Origin of the sequence: Corynebacterium amycolatum (assembly GCF_016889425.1) — a bacterium.
In the GTDB taxonomy this organism is placed as follows: Bacteria; Actinomycetota; Actinomycetes; order Mycobacteriales; family Mycobacteriaceae; genus Corynebacterium; species Corynebacterium amycolatum.
In genome coordinates this window covers 812,761-827,437 of sequence record NZ_CP069513.1, presented here as the reverse complement: position 1 = coordinate 827,437, position 14,677 = coordinate 812,761, and the positions used below count along the sequence as shown (strand labels likewise).

Here is a 14,677-nt window from a genome sequence, read left to right as displayed (position 1 = left end):
GCCATGGGTTGGTATATCGGAAAGAGACTCCTGCAGATGGTGCCGGTCTTCTTCGGTGCCACGCTGCTGATTTATGCGATGGTCTTCGCCATGCCCGGTGACCCCATCGCCGCATTGGCCGGCGACAAGCAGTTGCCGCCGGAGCAGGTCGCTGCGCTGCGCGCGCACTACCACCTGGATGAACCCTTCTTCGTCCAGTACTGGGAATACTTAAAGGGCCTGTTCACACTGGATATGGGCGAGACTTTCTCCGGCCGCTCAGTCGGCGAGGAAATTGCTCTGGCCTTCCCCATTACTATTCGCCTGGCACTGATGGCCGTTGCCATTGAGGCAATCTTCGGCATCGGCCTTGGCGTCATCGCAGGCATGCGCAAGGGCGGCTTCTTCGACTCCACCGTCCTGGTTCTGTCCCTGCTAGTCATTGCAACTCCGACCTTCGTGCTCGGCTTCGTTGCCCGCTACCTCTTCGGTGTGCGCTGGCACATTGTCTCCCCCACTGTCGGTAGCGATGCGTCCTTTACTTCCCTGCTACTTCCGGCATTCGTGCTGGGTCTCGTCTCGGTTGCTTATGTTCTGCGACTGACGCGCTCGGAGGTTTCGTCGGCACGCCATGCTGACTTCGTGCGCACCGCCCGCGCCAAGGGCTTGCCAACCTCTGAAGTCACCCGCCGCCACATCTTGCGTAACTCGCTGATTCCCGTTGTGACCTTCATCGGCGCTGATCTCGCCGCTCTGATGGGTGGCGCAATCGTCACCGAGGGCATCTTCAACGTGCCCGGTATCGGTGGCCTGATCTTCCACGCCGTCCAGATTGGTGAAGCTCCCACCGTGGTCAGCATCGTGACCATCCTGGTGGTTATTTACATGTTCGCCAACTTGCTCATCGACTTGCTCTACGCAGTCCTGGATCCGAGGATTCGTTATGCCTAAGCCAGATTCGACGCAGTTAGATTCGACTCAGCCAGAAAAGCAGGCCAACACCGCACAGGCCAACACCGCGCAGGCACCAAATCCGGCGACGAACCCCGACCACAAGCAGCTGCCCGACAACCCACCACTTGGTCTGTGGGGTTCAGCCTGGCAGAACCTGCGTTACCGCCCACTGTTCTGGGTTTCCGCATTCATCATTTTGCTCTCCATCGCAGTGGCCGCGTTCCCGTCGCTGTTTACCTCGGTGGATCCGTCGGCAGCTAACCTGCGCGACTCCCTGGCACCGGCCCGCGACGGCCACCCCATGGGCTTCACGCAGCAGGGCTACGACGTCTACGCCCGCGTCATCTACGGTGCCCGCGCCTCGGTCATCGTCGGTATCGGCGTCACCCTGGCCGTGACCATCGTCGGCATCATCCTCGGCGCCATCGCTGGCTATCTGGGAGGATGGGTCGATGCGGTGCTCTCTCGCATCACGGACATGTTCTTTGCCATTCCACTGATTCTGGCCGGCATCGTGCTGATGCAACTGTTTACCGAACGCACCATCTGGTCCGTGGTCTTCGTGCTCGCTGCTTTCGGCTGGCCGCAGATGGCGCGCGTAGTGCGCTCCTCGGTGATTTCGGTGAAGAACGAGGAATACGTCACCGCTTCCAAGGCGCTCGGTCTGTCCAACACTGGCATTCTCTTCCGCCATGTGCTGCCGAACTGCCTCGCCCCTGTCATCGTTATGGCCACGACCTCACTGGGTATTTACATCGTCGCCGAAGCCACGCTGTCCTACCTGGGCATTGGCTTGCCGACGACCACCGTTTCCTGGGGCAACGACATCTCTGTCGCACAGCAGGTGCTCCGCCAGGCCCCGTCCAACCTGTTCTGGCCAGCACTCGCCCTGGCGATTACCGTTCTCGGCTTCATCCTCATGGGTGACGCTTTGAAGGATTCTCTCGACCCGAAGGAGCGTCGTCGATGAGCACCGACACCAATACTTCCTCAGCGCCCATTCTCACCTTGAAGAATGTCTGCATTGGCTTTCCGACGACCACAGCGTCCGGCCGCCGCAGTAAATCGTTGACCGATGTGGTGCACAACGTCGACCTGGAGGTTTTCCCCGGTGAGACAGTCGCCATTGTCGGCGAGTCCGGCTCGGGTAAGTCCACCACTGTCCACGCCGCACTGGGGCTGTTGCCCGGTGATGGTGAAGTCACCGGTGGCACCATCACCTTCGATGGCCGTGACATCACACACTTGACGGACCGCGAGTTTGTTAGCATCCGCGGCAACGGTATTGGCCTGGTCCCCCAGGATCCGATGACCAACCTCAATCCGGTGTGGACTATCGGTTCCCAGATTAAGGAGGCGCTGCGCGCCAATAACATCGCCACTGGCTCTGAAGCCCACAAAAAGGCGATTGAGCTGCTGGAACAGGCCGGCCTGCCGAATGCTAAAAAGCGCATCGACCAATACCCGCACGAGTTCTCCGGTGGTATGCGCCAGCGCGCACTTATCGCGATGGGCTTGGCCGCGCACCCAAAGCTACTGATTGCCGATGAGCCCACTTCCGCGCTCGACGTGACCGTGGCGAAGAAGATCCTTGACCACCTCGACAAGCTCACTAGCGAACTCGGCACGTCCGTGGTGCTTATTACTCATGACCTCGGTTTGGCTGCCGAGCGCGCTGACCGACTCGTCGTTATGCAAGCAGGACGTGTCGTGGAGACCGGCCCTGCCCTGGAAGTCCTCACTCGCCCGCAGCATCCATACACCAAGCAGCTGATCGCGGCGGCTCCGTCGCTGGCTGCCCGCCGCGGTGATCGCGTGGTGGCGGCGCCGACGACATCGGATGCGGATCAGAAGGAGATTCTGGTCGCGAAGAACTTGGTGCGCGACTTTGCCATCCCCGGCGACCGTCCGTGGCGCAAGGATTCCTTTCGCGCCGTCGATGACATCAGCTTTACGCTGCGCCGCGGTCGCACCATCGGAATCGTGGGCGAGTCCGGTTCGGGTAAGTCCACTGTCGCAAATATGGCGCTGGGGCTGCTCGATCCGACAGAGGGCGAAGTGCTTTTCGACGGTAACCGCGTCCAGGGCCGGAATCGTAAAGAGGAGCTCGAGCTGCGGCGTCGCATTCAGCCGATTTTCCAGAACCCGTATGCGACGCTGGACCCGATGCGCACGGTGCATTCCTCCATCGAGGAGCCGCTGCGGATTCACAAGATTGGCACCAAGCAGGAGCGTGAGCAGCGCGTATTCGCGCTTCTCGACCGCGTCGCGCTGCCCGCGGAGATGGGTCGCCGCTTCCCCGGTGAGCTGTCGGGTGGCCAGCGTCAACGTGTTGCGATTGCGCGTGCACTGGCCCTGAACCCTGAGGTTGTGGTCTGTGACGAGGCGGTGTCAGCCCTCGACGTGGTGGTTCAGGCTCAGGTGCTCGAACTGCTTGCTGAGCTGCAGGAAGAGATGGATTTGGCCTACCTCTTTATTACGCATGACCTCGCTGTGGTGCGGCAGGTGGCTGATGAGGTCATCGTGATGGAGCACGGCAAGATGGTTGAACACCGTCCTACCGACGATCTCTTCGACCACCCGGAGAAGGAATACACCCAGCGGCTGCTGGACGCTATTCCGGGCGCTTCGCTGGATTTGGATCTGTAGCTAGGCGGTGCCGCCCCCCCCCACAGCACTTCACTCCACCCTCTGGGCTGGGGCAGATCGCACTTCACGACACCTATGTCACCTCGTGCCAGCTGTGGAGGTGGCATGAGGTGACATAGGTGTCGTGAAGTCGCGAGGAGAGGCAGGCAGGCGAGCGGGAAGGCGGGAACGTGCAGGCGGGCAAGCAAGAACGGGCAAGCAGCCGGCTGCTACTCCTCGTCCAGCACCATGCGATAACCGACCCCCACCTCAGTGCGCAAGTACTTGTTGTGAGCCTGCTGAGGCTCAATCTTGTGGCGCAGCTGGGAGATGTAAACGCGCAGGTAGTTGGTCTCTTTTTCGTACTGGTCACCCCAGACGGCCTTGAGAAGCTCCAGTTTGGTCACCAGTTCGCCACGATGCTGCACCAGGTAGACCAGGATGTCCCACTCGCGCGGGGTCAGATGCACGAGCTCGTCCGCCACGAGAACTTGCCGTTTGGCCAGGTCAACCATTAGATGACCATCTGCGGAGGTCACCTTCGGCACCTCTTCGACCACTACTTTGCTAGCACGCCGCATGGTTGAACGCAGCCGAGCCAACAACTCCCCCATCGAGAAAGGCTTGGTGACGTAGTCATCGGCCCCTTCATTGAGGGCGTTGACTTTCCCCGCCTCGTCGTGACGTGCGGAGACAATCAGCACTGGAATATCGCTCCACCTGCGCAAAGAACGCAGAACTTCCAGGCCACTGACATCGGGCAAGCCCAGATCCAGGAGAACGGCGTCGGGCTTCCACTCGCTGTCCGCGGCTAACGCCCGCGTGGCCGTTTGCGCGACACGTGGCTCGTAACCGCGGGCTTTTAAACTGACAAGCACAGTGCGGGCCATGGCGACATCATCCTCGACGATGAGTATCTTTCGCCCGGGTTTGTTGCCAGCCTGACCAGCGGGTTGTCCTGAACTGAGATTCATGGAATCCTACTTTCTCTCGCCCATTGCACGCGGCAACGTCAGCACGAAGGTAGCACCGCCGCCGGGTGTCTGTTCGGCGCGGATGGCGCCTCCCATGGCGTCGGCAAAACGCGAGGCGGCGGCAAGTCCCAGACCAAGGCCCTGAGATTGTGCCGAGTAGTCGCCAAGGCGTTGGAACGGTTGAAAAATCTCCTCCAACTTATCCTCCGGGATGCCCTTACCGTGGTCAATGATCAAAATGTCTATGCATGCGCTCGCAGCGATAGCACCCAGCGAGCCCATAACCGGCATGTCGGCGGGACCGCGCACACCGCGCTCGCTGGGCCGCGTACGAATGGTCAGGCTCGACTCCGGTGCGTACTGACGGCCGTTGATGACGATGTTGGAAACAATGCGCTGGATCAGCCCAGGATCGCCTTCCACCATGCAGGCGTCATGGTCAATATCGCGGTCAATGTGACCTGCGGCTTCCGGCAGCTCCGCACATACCGCGTCCACAACATCGGAGACGCTAACCGGCACACTTTCCACCCGCTTGGTGCTGGAGTCGATGCGGCTGGCATCGAGTAGGTTGCCAATGACCACCTCTAGGCGGTCAGCGGAACTCTCGATTGTCTCCATGAGGATGAGACGCGTTTCGTCGTCAAGCTCGACGTCCTCCATGTTCATGCTGGAGATCGCAGCCTTGATGCTGGCCAGCGGTGTGCGCAGGTCATGTGAAACGGCGGTCAGCACCGCGCTGCCCACGCGGTTGCCCGCCTCGAGGGCAGCGGTGGCGCGGCGCATCGCGGCGATTTCCTCCATGTCCATGAGCGCCCGGATGCGGGAACCGTGAGCCGCAATCATGGCAGTCTCAGCGGCGGTGAGTTCACGGCCACTGAGCACAAAGCGCAGGTCATCGCCGGAGCTGACCTTAGTCATCGGCAGCTCTGTCGGCCACGGTTCGGACAAGCCGTGTTCGGCGGTGGTGACAATGGTCAACCACTTCTTGCGCTCTGAGGAGTAACGCTGCACGTCCACGCGCTCCATCGAGAACGTATCCGCCAAGCTGTGGACCAGGTTGGACATGTTGTCGCCATCGTGGACGACACCGTGTGCCAACTCGGACATTACGACTGCCTGATGCAGACTCCTGTCCGCCATCTCGCGGCGGCGCTCGGAACGCTCCACCACCGTCGCCACAGCCGCCGCAATCACACCGAAGAGCAGGATTTGAGCCAAGCTGGCCGGCTCGGTGATAGTCAGGGTGTTCACCGGAGCGGTGAAGTACCAGTTTGCCAGAATTGAGGAGACCACCACTGCCGCCAGCGCTGGCACCAACCCTGCCGCCATAGCGGCGAAGACTATCGGCATCAGATAGGTCAGCAGCAGTACGCCCAGGAACTCCGGGCCGGTGTCCAGCTGGTAGAGCAGCAACGTCAGTAGCACTGGCCCCACCAGTGCCAGCAGCCAACCGGTGATACGTCGCTCCTTGGAAAAGCGAGAGCGCAGTTTCTTGCGCCGCTTGGCTTTCTTCTCTGAGCTTGAGGAGATGATGTGCACATCGATGGGCCCAGCCTGGTCGATGATGCGCTGCGAGGTACTTAAGCCCACGTAGCGCCGCAGTCCTCGCTCCGAGCCAATGACCAGCTGCGATGCATTGACCGTGCGGGAGAACTCCAGCAGAATTCCCGGCACATCATCGCCCACGATGGTGCGCCACTGCCCACCCAGCGACTCGGTGAGATCCTGCAGCTTGCGCAGCCGACGCAGATACCCGCGGTCAAGGCCGTCGTCCTCGCCGGTAATGTGCACGACAATCATCTCGCGGCCGGCCACGCGACCGGTCATACGAGCACCGCGGCGAATCATGGACTCCGCGTTCTCATCATCGCGCACGGCCACCACGACGCGCTCACGCGTGGTCCAGTGGTCGTCGATCTCCTCGTCTTCGCGGTAGGCATCGAGCACCTCCTCGACCTTGTCAGCCAGCCACAAAAGTGCCAGCTCACGCAGGGCGCTGAGGTTGCCCGGGCGGAAGTACTTGCGCAGCGCTAGTTCCGCTTGCTCCTTGCGGTAGATTTCGCCGCGAGACAGGCGGATGCGCAGGGCGTCCGGGCTCAAGTCGATGAGCTCAATCTCGTCCGCATCGCGGAGGACACGGTCGGGTACCGTCTCCATCTGGCGCACGCCGGTGACGGCCGCAACGACGTCGTTAAGCGATTCCAAGTGCTGGATGTTCATCGTCGAGATGACGTCGATGCCTGCGTCGAGAAGCTGGTAGACATCGTGCCAGCGCTTGCGTTGCTGAACGAACTCGTTGTCCGGCTCATCGGTAACGACGGTGTGCGCGAGCTCATCGACGAGGGCGACCTCGGGACGCATCTCGATAATCGCATCAACATCCAGCTCACGATAGGTGTTGCCGCGGTAGGACACCTTTCGACAATCCAACACTGGCAGGCCTTCGATGAGCTTCTTCGTCCGCTCGCGACCGTGGTGTTCCACCAGACCAATGACTACCTCGTGCCCACGGGAGTACAGATCGTGCCCCTCGCTCAACATGGCGCACGTCTTACCCACGCCCGGGGCGAACCCCAGGTAGACCTTCAGTTTTCCTCGCTTGGCCATTTCTTACAGACCTTTACTTGCCATACCTTGCCCAATCGCAGGATGCTTACTGTCCGCCTGTCAGAGCGGCGTTCAGCTTTACGACGTTGACCAGTCGCCCACCATCCTGCGAGCCCTGTTCCGTAATTGCTTTTTCACTATTTTCCGAGATCAACCGCTCAACCTCTGCCTGTGGCAGGTTGCGCTCCTTGGCCACGCGCGGTGCTTGCAGCTGTGCGTACTTCTCGGAGATATGCGGATCCAGACCGGAACCGGAGGCGGTGACTGCCTCCACCGGTACCTGAGCCGGGTCGATGCCCTCGCGGGCAGCGACATCGGTGCGGCGCTGTTCGATTTCAGCCTGGAACTCCTTGCTATACGGCGACACGTTCGATGCCGAAGACGACATCGCGTCGTAGCCATTATCCCCCGCAGCAGACGGGCGCGGGTAGAAAAATCCCGGCTTTGTCACTTCTTGGGCAATGAGCTCCGAGCCCTGGGCCTTGCCTGCGGAGTCATACATCATCGAGCCATCAGCGTTATCGGACCAGATTCGCCCCGCTACCCAGATTGCGGCTGGGTACAGCAGGCCGATAACCACGGTGAGCAGCAAATATGCCTTGATTGTGGTGGATACCAACCGAAAGTTCTTGTTCATGTCCTTCTCGATTCTTTTCACATGTTGCGAGATGCCAAGTGCTGTGCGCTGGCTGCGCCGTTTGGCGCGAGGCCAAGGCACTTACATCCCGAACACTCCGGAGAGCAGGAGGTCAATAATTTTGATGCCGACAAACGGTGCGATGATGCCACCGACACCGAAGATGAGCAGGTTGCGGCTCAGCAGTGAGGCAGCCGACCCGGCGCGGTACTTCACGCCCTTGAGAGCCAGCGGAATCAAGGCGACAATCACGAGCGCGTTGAAGATCACCGCAGACAGGATGGCGCTTTCCGGTGAGTGCAGGTTCATGATGTTGAGCTTGTCCAGGCCAGGCAGCGCCGTGACGAACATGGCTGGAATGATGGCGAAGTACTTCGCCACGTCATTGGCAATGGAGAAGGTGGTCAGCGCACCGCGGGTAATCAGCAACTGCTTGCCGATTCCCACCACGTCAATGAGCTTGGTCGGGTCCGAATCCAGGTCCACCATATTGGCCGCTTCCTTCGCCGCCGACGTACCAGTGTTCATTGCCACGCCCACATCTGCCTGCGCCAATGCCGGTGCATCGTTGGTGCCGTCACCGGTCATGGCGACCAGGCGTCCCTTCGACTGCTCCTTGCGGATCAACTCTAGCTTCTGCTCCGGGGTGGCCTCAGCGAGCACATCGTCGACGCCGGCCTCCTTCGCAATCGCATGCGCCGTCACCGCATTGTCGCCCGTGATCATGACGGTACGAATGCCCATTTCACGCAGCTGATCGAAACGCTCGCGCATGCCAGGCTTAACGACGTCCTTGAGATAAATAACACCCAGCACTCGTCCGGACTCACCGCTGGTTACTTCGTCGCCGCCAAATACCTCGGCGACCACCAGCGCGGTACCGCCCGCTTCCGAAATGCGCTGGACAATGCCATCGACCTCGGGCGGCACGGTGGCACCGATGCACTTCATCAGCTTCACAATCTCCATTGCGGCACCCTTGACTACCTTGCGTTTCTTCTCGCCGCCGGTAGCGGGGAACTCGATACCACTCATACGAGTCTGAGCGGTAAAGGGAATGAAGGTCGCATTGGCATAGACGGATTCGTCGATGCGTTCATTCGATTCGGTTTCCGCGAGCTCGACAATGGAGCGGCCCTCGGGGGTTTCGTCGGCAAGCGAAGAAAGCTGGCAGGCGTGTACCAATTCAGCGTGCGTGGTGTCGCCGACCTCGGAGAACTCCGCAGCCTGACGGTTACCGAAGGTGATGGTGCCGGTCTTGTCTAGCAGCAGCGTGGCGACGTCACCAGCGGCCTCAACCGCACGGCCCGACATGGCCAACACGTTGTGCTGAACCAGGCGGTCCATACCGGCGATACCAATAGCGGACAGCAGCGCGCCGATAGTGGTCGGGATCAGGCAGATCAGCAGTGCGACCAGTACCAATGGGTCCTGCTCAGCGCCGTTGAAGACAGCCATTGGTGCCAAGGCGATGACGACCATGAGGAAGATCAGGGTCAACACGTGCAGCAGGGAACCAAGTGCCAGCTCGTTCGGAGTCTTCTTGCGCTGTGCGCCTTCGACCAGACCAATCATGCGATCCATGAAGCTCTCACCGGGCATGGTGGTGACCTCGATGGCGATGGCGTCGGAAAGCACGCGTGTACCACCGGTGACCGCGCAGCGATCACCGCCGGCCTCGCGGATGACCGGCGCGGACTCACCGGTAATGGCGGACTCATCGACACTGGCAGCGCCGACGATCACGTCGCCATCGGCGGGAATCGGCTCGCCGGCGGAGACGATGACGATGTCACCCGGAACCAGGTCCGTGGCCGCGACCTTGGTGGTCTGCGCGGCTGGGTTCTCCAGTGCTGCAGCGGCGTTGGCGCTGTTGTTGAGCTTGAAGGCATCAGAGGTGGTGCGCGAAGCGCGCAGCGATTCCGCCTGTGCCTTGCCGCGGCCCTCAGCGACGGCTTCCGCCAGCGTTGCAAAAAGTACCGTCAACCACAGCCACACCGTGATGGAAATACTGAACAGCGACGGGTGCGCAATGGCCAGGACCAGCGTAAATGCGGCACCGACTTCGACCAGGAACATCACCGGGGTGGCGATGAGCTGGCGCGGGTTCATCTTGCTCAGCGCCAGCGGCAGAGCCGCTTTCAGTGCGCTGGGAGAAAATGCGGAAGATGCGTTGGAATTCTTGCTCATGACAGGGCCTCCGTCAGCGGACCTAGGACGAGGGTTGGTAGGAAGGTCAGGGCGCTGACGATGATTGCGATGGCAACGGTCAGGCCGACAAACTGCGGTCGGTGAGTTGGCAGGGTGCCAGCGGTCTCGGCGGCTGGTCGCTGCTTGGCGAAGTCACCAGCCAGACCCAGCACCATGGCAATTGGAAGAAAGCGACCAAACAGCATGGCGAAACCGAGGCTCATGTTGAACCACGGGGTATCGGCACCGAAGCCCGCGAATGCCGAACCATTGTTGTTGGACGCACTGGTGAAGGCGTAGATCAGGTCGGAGAAACCGTGCGGTCCGTCAGCGGACACGGAGTCCAGCGTCGACGGCAGCATGGTGGAGATACCGACACCTGCCAGCACCAGCACTGGCATGACCAGGACGTAAAGGCAAACCTTGGTGATTTCCGAAACACCAATGCGCTTGCCCAGGTATTCCGGGGTACGGCCGACCATCAGGCCGGCGATGAATACGGTCAGGATGGCGATGATGAGCATGCCGTAGAGACCGGAGCCCACACCACCAGGGCTGATCTCGCCCAGCAGCATGTTCAGCATGAGCATGCCGCCTGCCAGTGGTGAGTAGCTGGAGTGGAAGCTGTCCACCGCGCCTGTCGACGTCATGGTGGTGGTCACCGCAAAGAAGGAACTCGGCAGCACGCCAAAGCGCATTTCCTTGCCCTCCATGCCGCCACCTTGGAAGGTCTGCAGCGCAGTCTCGCTGGACATAACGACAGCCAGAGAGATGAAGTAGAGCACCGCCATGGTGGACAGAATTGCCCAGCCCTGGCGCTTGTCACCGATGATGACACCGAATGCCCTGGTCAACGAGACCGGAATCAACAGGATAAGGAAGATTTCCAGCATGTTGGTCCACGCATTCGGGTTTTCAAATGGATGCGCGGAGTTGGCGTTGAAGTAGCCACCGCCGTTGGTGCCCAATTCCTTGATGACCTCCTGCGATGCCACGGCACCGCTCGGGATAGTCTGGCTGCCGCCGGTGACAGTCTGGATAGTCTGTGGGGCCGAGAAATTCTGGATGGCACCCTGCGAAATCAGCAGAATTGCACCAATAGCGGCGATGGGCAGCAGCACTCGCAGGACGGTACGAGTCAGATCTACCCAGAAGTTGCCGATGTTGCCGTCACCGTGACGGTTGGCCAGGCCTCGGACCAGCGCCACCGCCACTGCAATACCGACTGCGGCGGAGACGAAGTTCTGAACTGCCAGGCCAGCCATCTGGGTTAGCACTGTCATGGCTTCTTCACCGGAGTAGGACTGCCAGTTGGTGTTGGTGGTAAACGACACCGCGGTGTTCCACGCCTGGTCCGGAGAAACTGGGCCCTTGCCGTGGTTGAGCGGTAGCCACTGCTGCACTCGCTGCAGCAGGTAGACGAAGATGACGCTGACAGCGGAGAAGCTCAACACACTGGCGGTGTACTTTGTCCAGTGCTGGTTGGCCTCTGGGCGCACACCGATGGCGCGGTAGAAACCGCGCTCAACACCCAAGTGTTTATCAGTGGTGAATACCCGCCCCATGTAATTGCCGAGCGGGATGTAAAGGATGGCCAGTGCGGCCATCACGATGATTACCGGGACAAATCCCATAATGACGTTGCTCACGAGAATCGCTCCGGATCAATCAGGGCGACCAGGACATAGCCCAATGCCGCCAAACCTAAAATGGCGCCGACGATCAATTCCCACGTCATAGTTTCTTCACCGCCTTTGCGCAGCCCTGCAGTAGCAGGAAGGCCGCAATGGTGAGTAGAAGAAGCAAAATGTCTACGAACATGACAGTTATAAAACACCCATACCTACTGCGGCGGGCACCTATTAACGCTTTTTTAACACCCGACTGAACTGGGGTTATGCGCTTAGAGATGCGCGAATGCACTTCTGATTAAGAAAGTGCCAATGCAGGTACGCGGCGAATTAATACCAGCTTCGGGGCTGAGTGGACTGAGCAGGCGCACTGGTGTTGCCGACTTATCGATGGTTTTCCGTGACCTGTCGATGACTTCCCTTGTCTTATCGATGGTTTTCCGCCACTTATGCGCACGTTGTGGGGTCTACCTGAGCACTTGTCGATGCGTTATTCACTGATGGCCACGCTATAGCGCATCGACAGGTGAATAGCTCATCGACAAGTGGCCGACCGCCCCTGCCCCTCGCCGCCCCTGCCCTCGCCGGCCCCGTCCCCGCCGTCTCCGCCCCAGCCGGACCACGCGCTACCCGAAGGTTTTTGGACACGGAGCATAGGCGCGAAGCATAAAAAAAACCGGGCACCACACTTCCTGCGTGATACCCGGTTTTAATGGATTGAGTTAGGCCGAAGCAACCGGCCCGAAGCAACCAACCTAGAAGTGGCTGACTAAGCCTGACTAGTTAGTCCTCCGGTGCGAGCTCGCTTTCGGTAACCCACTTGTGGTTCTTCATGGTCATGCCGTCTTCGTCGATATCAACCATGTAGACCGGCTCCTGGGTGGAGTAATCAACAGTGCCCTTGGCGCCCTTCATGCCCGCCATGTGCTCGGCATTGATGGTGATCTCGGAGCCGTCGGCAAGCGGAGCCTCACCTGGGTTCTCCAGCTCCTCATGAACAACCCAACGGTGATCCTTCACCGGTTCACTGCCATCGGTCGGAGTGTAGGACACGGAGTACGTGGTGGTGTTGAAAACACCAACAACCTTGCCTTCTGCACCCTTCATGCCCGGCATATGATCAGCCAGAACCTTCACTTCACTGCCGACCGGAAACTTCGCGTTGTCAGCCGGAGCCATTCCCTCGGGAGCCGGACCGCCATCGGCCGGGTGATCATGGCCAGCCATTGCATCGTCATCATGGTCGCCGTGCTCACCGTGGCCATCGGCATCGTCCATGTCATCCATGTCGCCCGTGTCCTCAGAGCTGGTTGCCGTTGCCGACGAGCTGGTCTCGCTAACAGTGCTGCTTGCTTCGGTATTAGTCGAATCGTCGGAGGAGCAACCGGCCAGCGCAAGCACGCTGGCGGCACCTGCGGCTACAAGCGCATTAAGTGGTCGGATATTCTTTGCCATGGTCAAGCTCCTTTGTTGTTGATGTCAATCAATCTATGCCCTCACCCTACCGACGCTTCTCTAACGCCACCAGGACTTATCGCCCTCGGCGGACGGAAATCGTCCAACCAGCCTCGCCGGTCTGCTCGAAGTTGGTGACCTCGTGGCCATCCTTCGCAGCCCAGCGCGGAATCGCATCCGTGGCCTGGGTGCAGTCGAATGGAATCACCAGCTCCTCGCCGACCTCAATCTTGTTGATTGCATCCTTGGCCTCGATCAACGGGAATGGGCACACCGCGCCGACGGTGTCGAGCTCGTATCGCCCATCGCCCAGCGGCTTTAGCTTGCCGTCTTCCTGCTTGACGACGCTCCGGTCGAGCAACGCCACCGGAGCGACAGCAAAGGCACCCGCCAGCGGGGAGGCCTCGGCGCCAGCGGCACCGACACCGTCGCTGCTCGGCAGGGACACAGGAGAAGTAGCAGCCGAAGCGACCGGAGCCGCTGCCGATACCGCCGTGTCGTTGGTGGTGGAAGAGGTGCTCGGGACGTCGTTAAGCGAAGGTGCGGACGGCTTCAGCCAAAGCTTGGCGGCGATAGCGACACCTGCGGCGATGGACGCCAGCGCAAGCCAACCCTGGTAGCTGAACAGCGAGGTCTGAACCATGCCGTTGCCGACGGTGCAGCCGCCGGCCCACGCAGCGCCAACACCCATGAAGATGCCGCCGACGACGGAGCGAGCGCCCTGCGTAGCGTCCGGGACGCGGAGACGGAATTCGCCGGATGCCTTGGCGGCGATGAAGGAACCGACGAGGATGCCGAGGACGAGGAGGACGCCCCAGTCGAAACGCTCGGTGTCACCAGTGACAACGTAGTTAGCGAGGTTGGAGGACGGAGTGGTGATGCCGAGGCCATCGTTGCGGCCGGTGGCGGCGGACAGCGGCCATGCAATCACGCCCAGTACACCGACGATGGCGGCGGTGGCGTACACGTGCCAGGGCTTCTCAGCCAGGATGTGCGCGAGACCGGACTTACGCGGTGCCAGAGTTACCGGGCGCGGGCCGGAGAATTCTTCGCGCAGGAAGCGGACGGCGAAGTATGCCGTGACGGCGCTCAGCGCGATGACCAGTGGCCAAATGCTAATGCCGAGAGAGGCATGAATGCTGGTCAGGCCGACGGTGCGGTCCTTCAGGGAATTCTGCAGGCCATTGAGGAAGCCAGTCTTCATAGCAGCAGCGGATAGGGCGTAAAAGACCAGTGCGATCCAAGAGCCGATCAGGCCCTCACCCGAGCGGTACCAGGTACCCGAGGCACAGCCACCGGCCAGGACGATACCCAGCCCGAAGATAACACCACCGACGATAACGGCCACCGGTGCCAGTTCGTTGTATTCGGGAGTAATCACGCCGGCGCTGGTCAGTGCGGCCAGGCCGATGGCGTGGAAGGAAATAACAATCAGTAGCGCGACGAAGCCGCGCCAGCTGCGCTGAGTAAAGATATCGCGCAGGAAGCCGGTGACGCAGAAGCGTCCTCGCTGCATAACAAAGCCGAGCACGGCGCCCAGCGCTAGTCCTGAGATGAGCATGAAAGTAGTTCTCCTAAGTTTTGTGGACAAGCCCGCCATTTAAACCTTTATGAACAGA

Annotated in this window: 11 protein-coding genes; 3 read left to right on the top strand and 8 right to left on the bottom strand. The window is 60.5% G+C overall.

The features are described 5' to 3' along the window. Positions 1–3: 3 nt before the first annotated feature. From I6J19_RS03640 to I6J19_RS03630, 3 genes are read left to right on the top strand one after another with little or no spacing between them, the layout of a single operon-like run. Positions 4–930: an ABC transporter permease gene (locus I6J19_RS03640; protein WP_038626862.1), complete on the top strand. Its 927-nt coding sequence runs from the start codon at positions 4–6 to the stop codon at positions 928–930. Next, positions 923–1,903, top strand: coding sequence for an ABC transporter permease (locus tag I6J19_RS03635; protein WP_038626864.1), 981 nt, complete (start codon positions 923–925; stop codon positions 1,901–1,903). The genes I6J19_RS03640 and I6J19_RS03635 overlap by 8 nt, the downstream gene beginning before the upstream one ends. Beyond that, positions 1,900–3,582: a dipeptide ABC transporter ATP-binding protein gene (locus I6J19_RS03630; protein WP_038626866.1), complete on the top strand. Its 1,683-nt coding sequence runs from the start codon at positions 1,900–1,902 to the stop codon at positions 3,580–3,582. Before I6J19_RS03635 ends, I6J19_RS03630 begins: the two co-directional genes overlap by 4 nt. A 209-nt stretch (positions 3,583–3,791) precedes the next feature. Here the strand turns inward: I6J19_RS03630 and I6J19_RS03625 are convergent, their stop codons facing one another. The 8 genes from I6J19_RS03625 to I6J19_RS03590 all read right to left on the bottom strand — a co-directional run bounded on the left by I6J19_RS03625 (position 3,792) and on the right by I6J19_RS03590 (position 14,619). Beyond that, complete coding sequence (locus I6J19_RS03625) at positions 3,792–4,535, bottom strand: response regulator transcription factor (RefSeq protein ID WP_052155551.1); 744 nt, start codon at positions 4,533–4,535, stop codon at positions 3,792–3,794. Positions 4,536–4,541: 6 nt separating this feature from the next. Further along, positions 4,542–7,145, bottom strand: coding sequence for a sensor histidine kinase (locus I6J19_RS03620; protein ID WP_038626891.1), 2,604 nt, complete (start codon positions 7,143–7,145; stop codon positions 4,542–4,544). A gap of 46 nt (positions 7,146–7,191) precedes the next feature. Further along, positions 7,192–7,782: a K(+)-transporting ATPase subunit C gene (kdpC, locus tag I6J19_RS03615; RefSeq protein WP_038626894.1), complete on the bottom strand. Its 591-nt coding sequence runs from the start codon at positions 7,780–7,782 to the stop codon at positions 7,192–7,194. Between the two features lie 81 nt (positions 7,783–7,863). Beyond that, entirely contained in the window at positions 7,864–9,972 is a 2,109-nt protein-coding gene (gene kdpB, locus I6J19_RS03610; RefSeq protein ID WP_038626896.1) for a potassium-transporting ATPase subunit KdpB, read from the bottom strand. After that, entirely contained in the window at positions 9,969–11,621 is a 1,653-nt protein-coding gene (gene kdpA / locus I6J19_RS03605; protein WP_038626898.1) for a potassium-transporting ATPase subunit KdpA, read from the bottom strand. Before kdpA ends, kdpB begins: the two co-directional genes overlap by 4 nt. Then, entirely contained in the window at positions 11,618–11,710 is a 93-nt protein-coding gene (locus tag I6J19_RS03600; RefSeq protein ID WP_016421618.1) for a potassium-transporting ATPase subunit F, read from the bottom strand. The genes kdpA and I6J19_RS03600 overlap by 4 nt, the downstream gene beginning before the upstream one ends. Positions 11,711–12,386: 676 nt before the next feature. Next, positions 12,387–13,058 (bottom strand): YdhK family protein, encoded by a 672-nt coding sequence (locus I6J19_RS03595; RefSeq protein WP_080972903.1) that lies wholly within the window; start codon positions 13,056–13,058, stop codon positions 12,387–12,389. Between the two features lie 76 nt (positions 13,059–13,134). Further along, positions 13,135–14,619 carry a YeeE/YedE thiosulfate transporter family protein gene (locus I6J19_RS03590; RefSeq protein ID WP_038626900.1) on the bottom strand — a complete coding sequence of 495 codons (1,485 nt, stop codon included), beginning with the start codon at positions 14,617–14,619 and terminating at the stop codon, positions 13,135–13,137. Positions 14,620–14,677 lie beyond the last annotated feature (58 nt).

Excerpts from the sequence above, each read along its gene's own strand:
- I6J19_RS03620 (WP_038626891.1), bottom strand. The coding sequence starts at position 7,145 with ATGGCCAAGCGAGGAAAACTGAAGGTCTACCTGGGGTTCGCCCCGGGC.
- kdpC (WP_038626894.1), bottom strand. The coding sequence starts at position 7,782 with ATGAACAAGAACTTTCGGTTGGTATCCACCACAATCAAGGCATATTTG.
- kdpB (WP_038626896.1), bottom strand. The coding sequence starts at position 9,972 with ATGAGCAAGAATTCCAACGCATCTTCCGCATTTTCTCCCAGCGCACTG.
- I6J19_RS03600 (WP_016421618.1), bottom strand. The coding sequence starts at position 11,710 with ATGACGTGGGAATTGATCGTCGGCGCCATTTTAGGTTTGGCGGCATTG.
- I6J19_RS03595 (WP_080972903.1), bottom strand. The coding sequence starts at position 13,058 with ATGGCAAAGAATATCCGACCACTTAATGCGCTTGTAGCCGCAGGTGCC.
- I6J19_RS03625 (WP_052155551.1), bottom strand. The coding sequence starts at position 4,535 with ATGAATCTCAGTTCAGGACAACCCGCTGGTCAGGCTGGCAACAAACCC.
- I6J19_RS03635 (WP_038626864.1), top strand. The coding sequence starts at position 923 with ATGCCTAAGCCAGATTCGACGCAGTTAGATTCGACTCAGCCAGAAAAG.
- I6J19_RS03590 (WP_038626900.1), bottom strand. The coding sequence starts at position 14,619 with ATGCTCATCTCAGGACTAGCGCTGGGCGCCGTGCTCGGCTTTGTTATG.
- I6J19_RS03630 (WP_038626866.1), top strand. The coding sequence starts at position 1,900 with ATGAGCACCGACACCAATACTTCCTCAGCGCCCATTCTCACCTTGAAG.
- I6J19_RS03640 (WP_038626862.1), top strand. The coding sequence starts at position 4 with ATGGGTTGGTATATCGGAAAGAGACTCCTGCAGATGGTGCCGGTCTTC.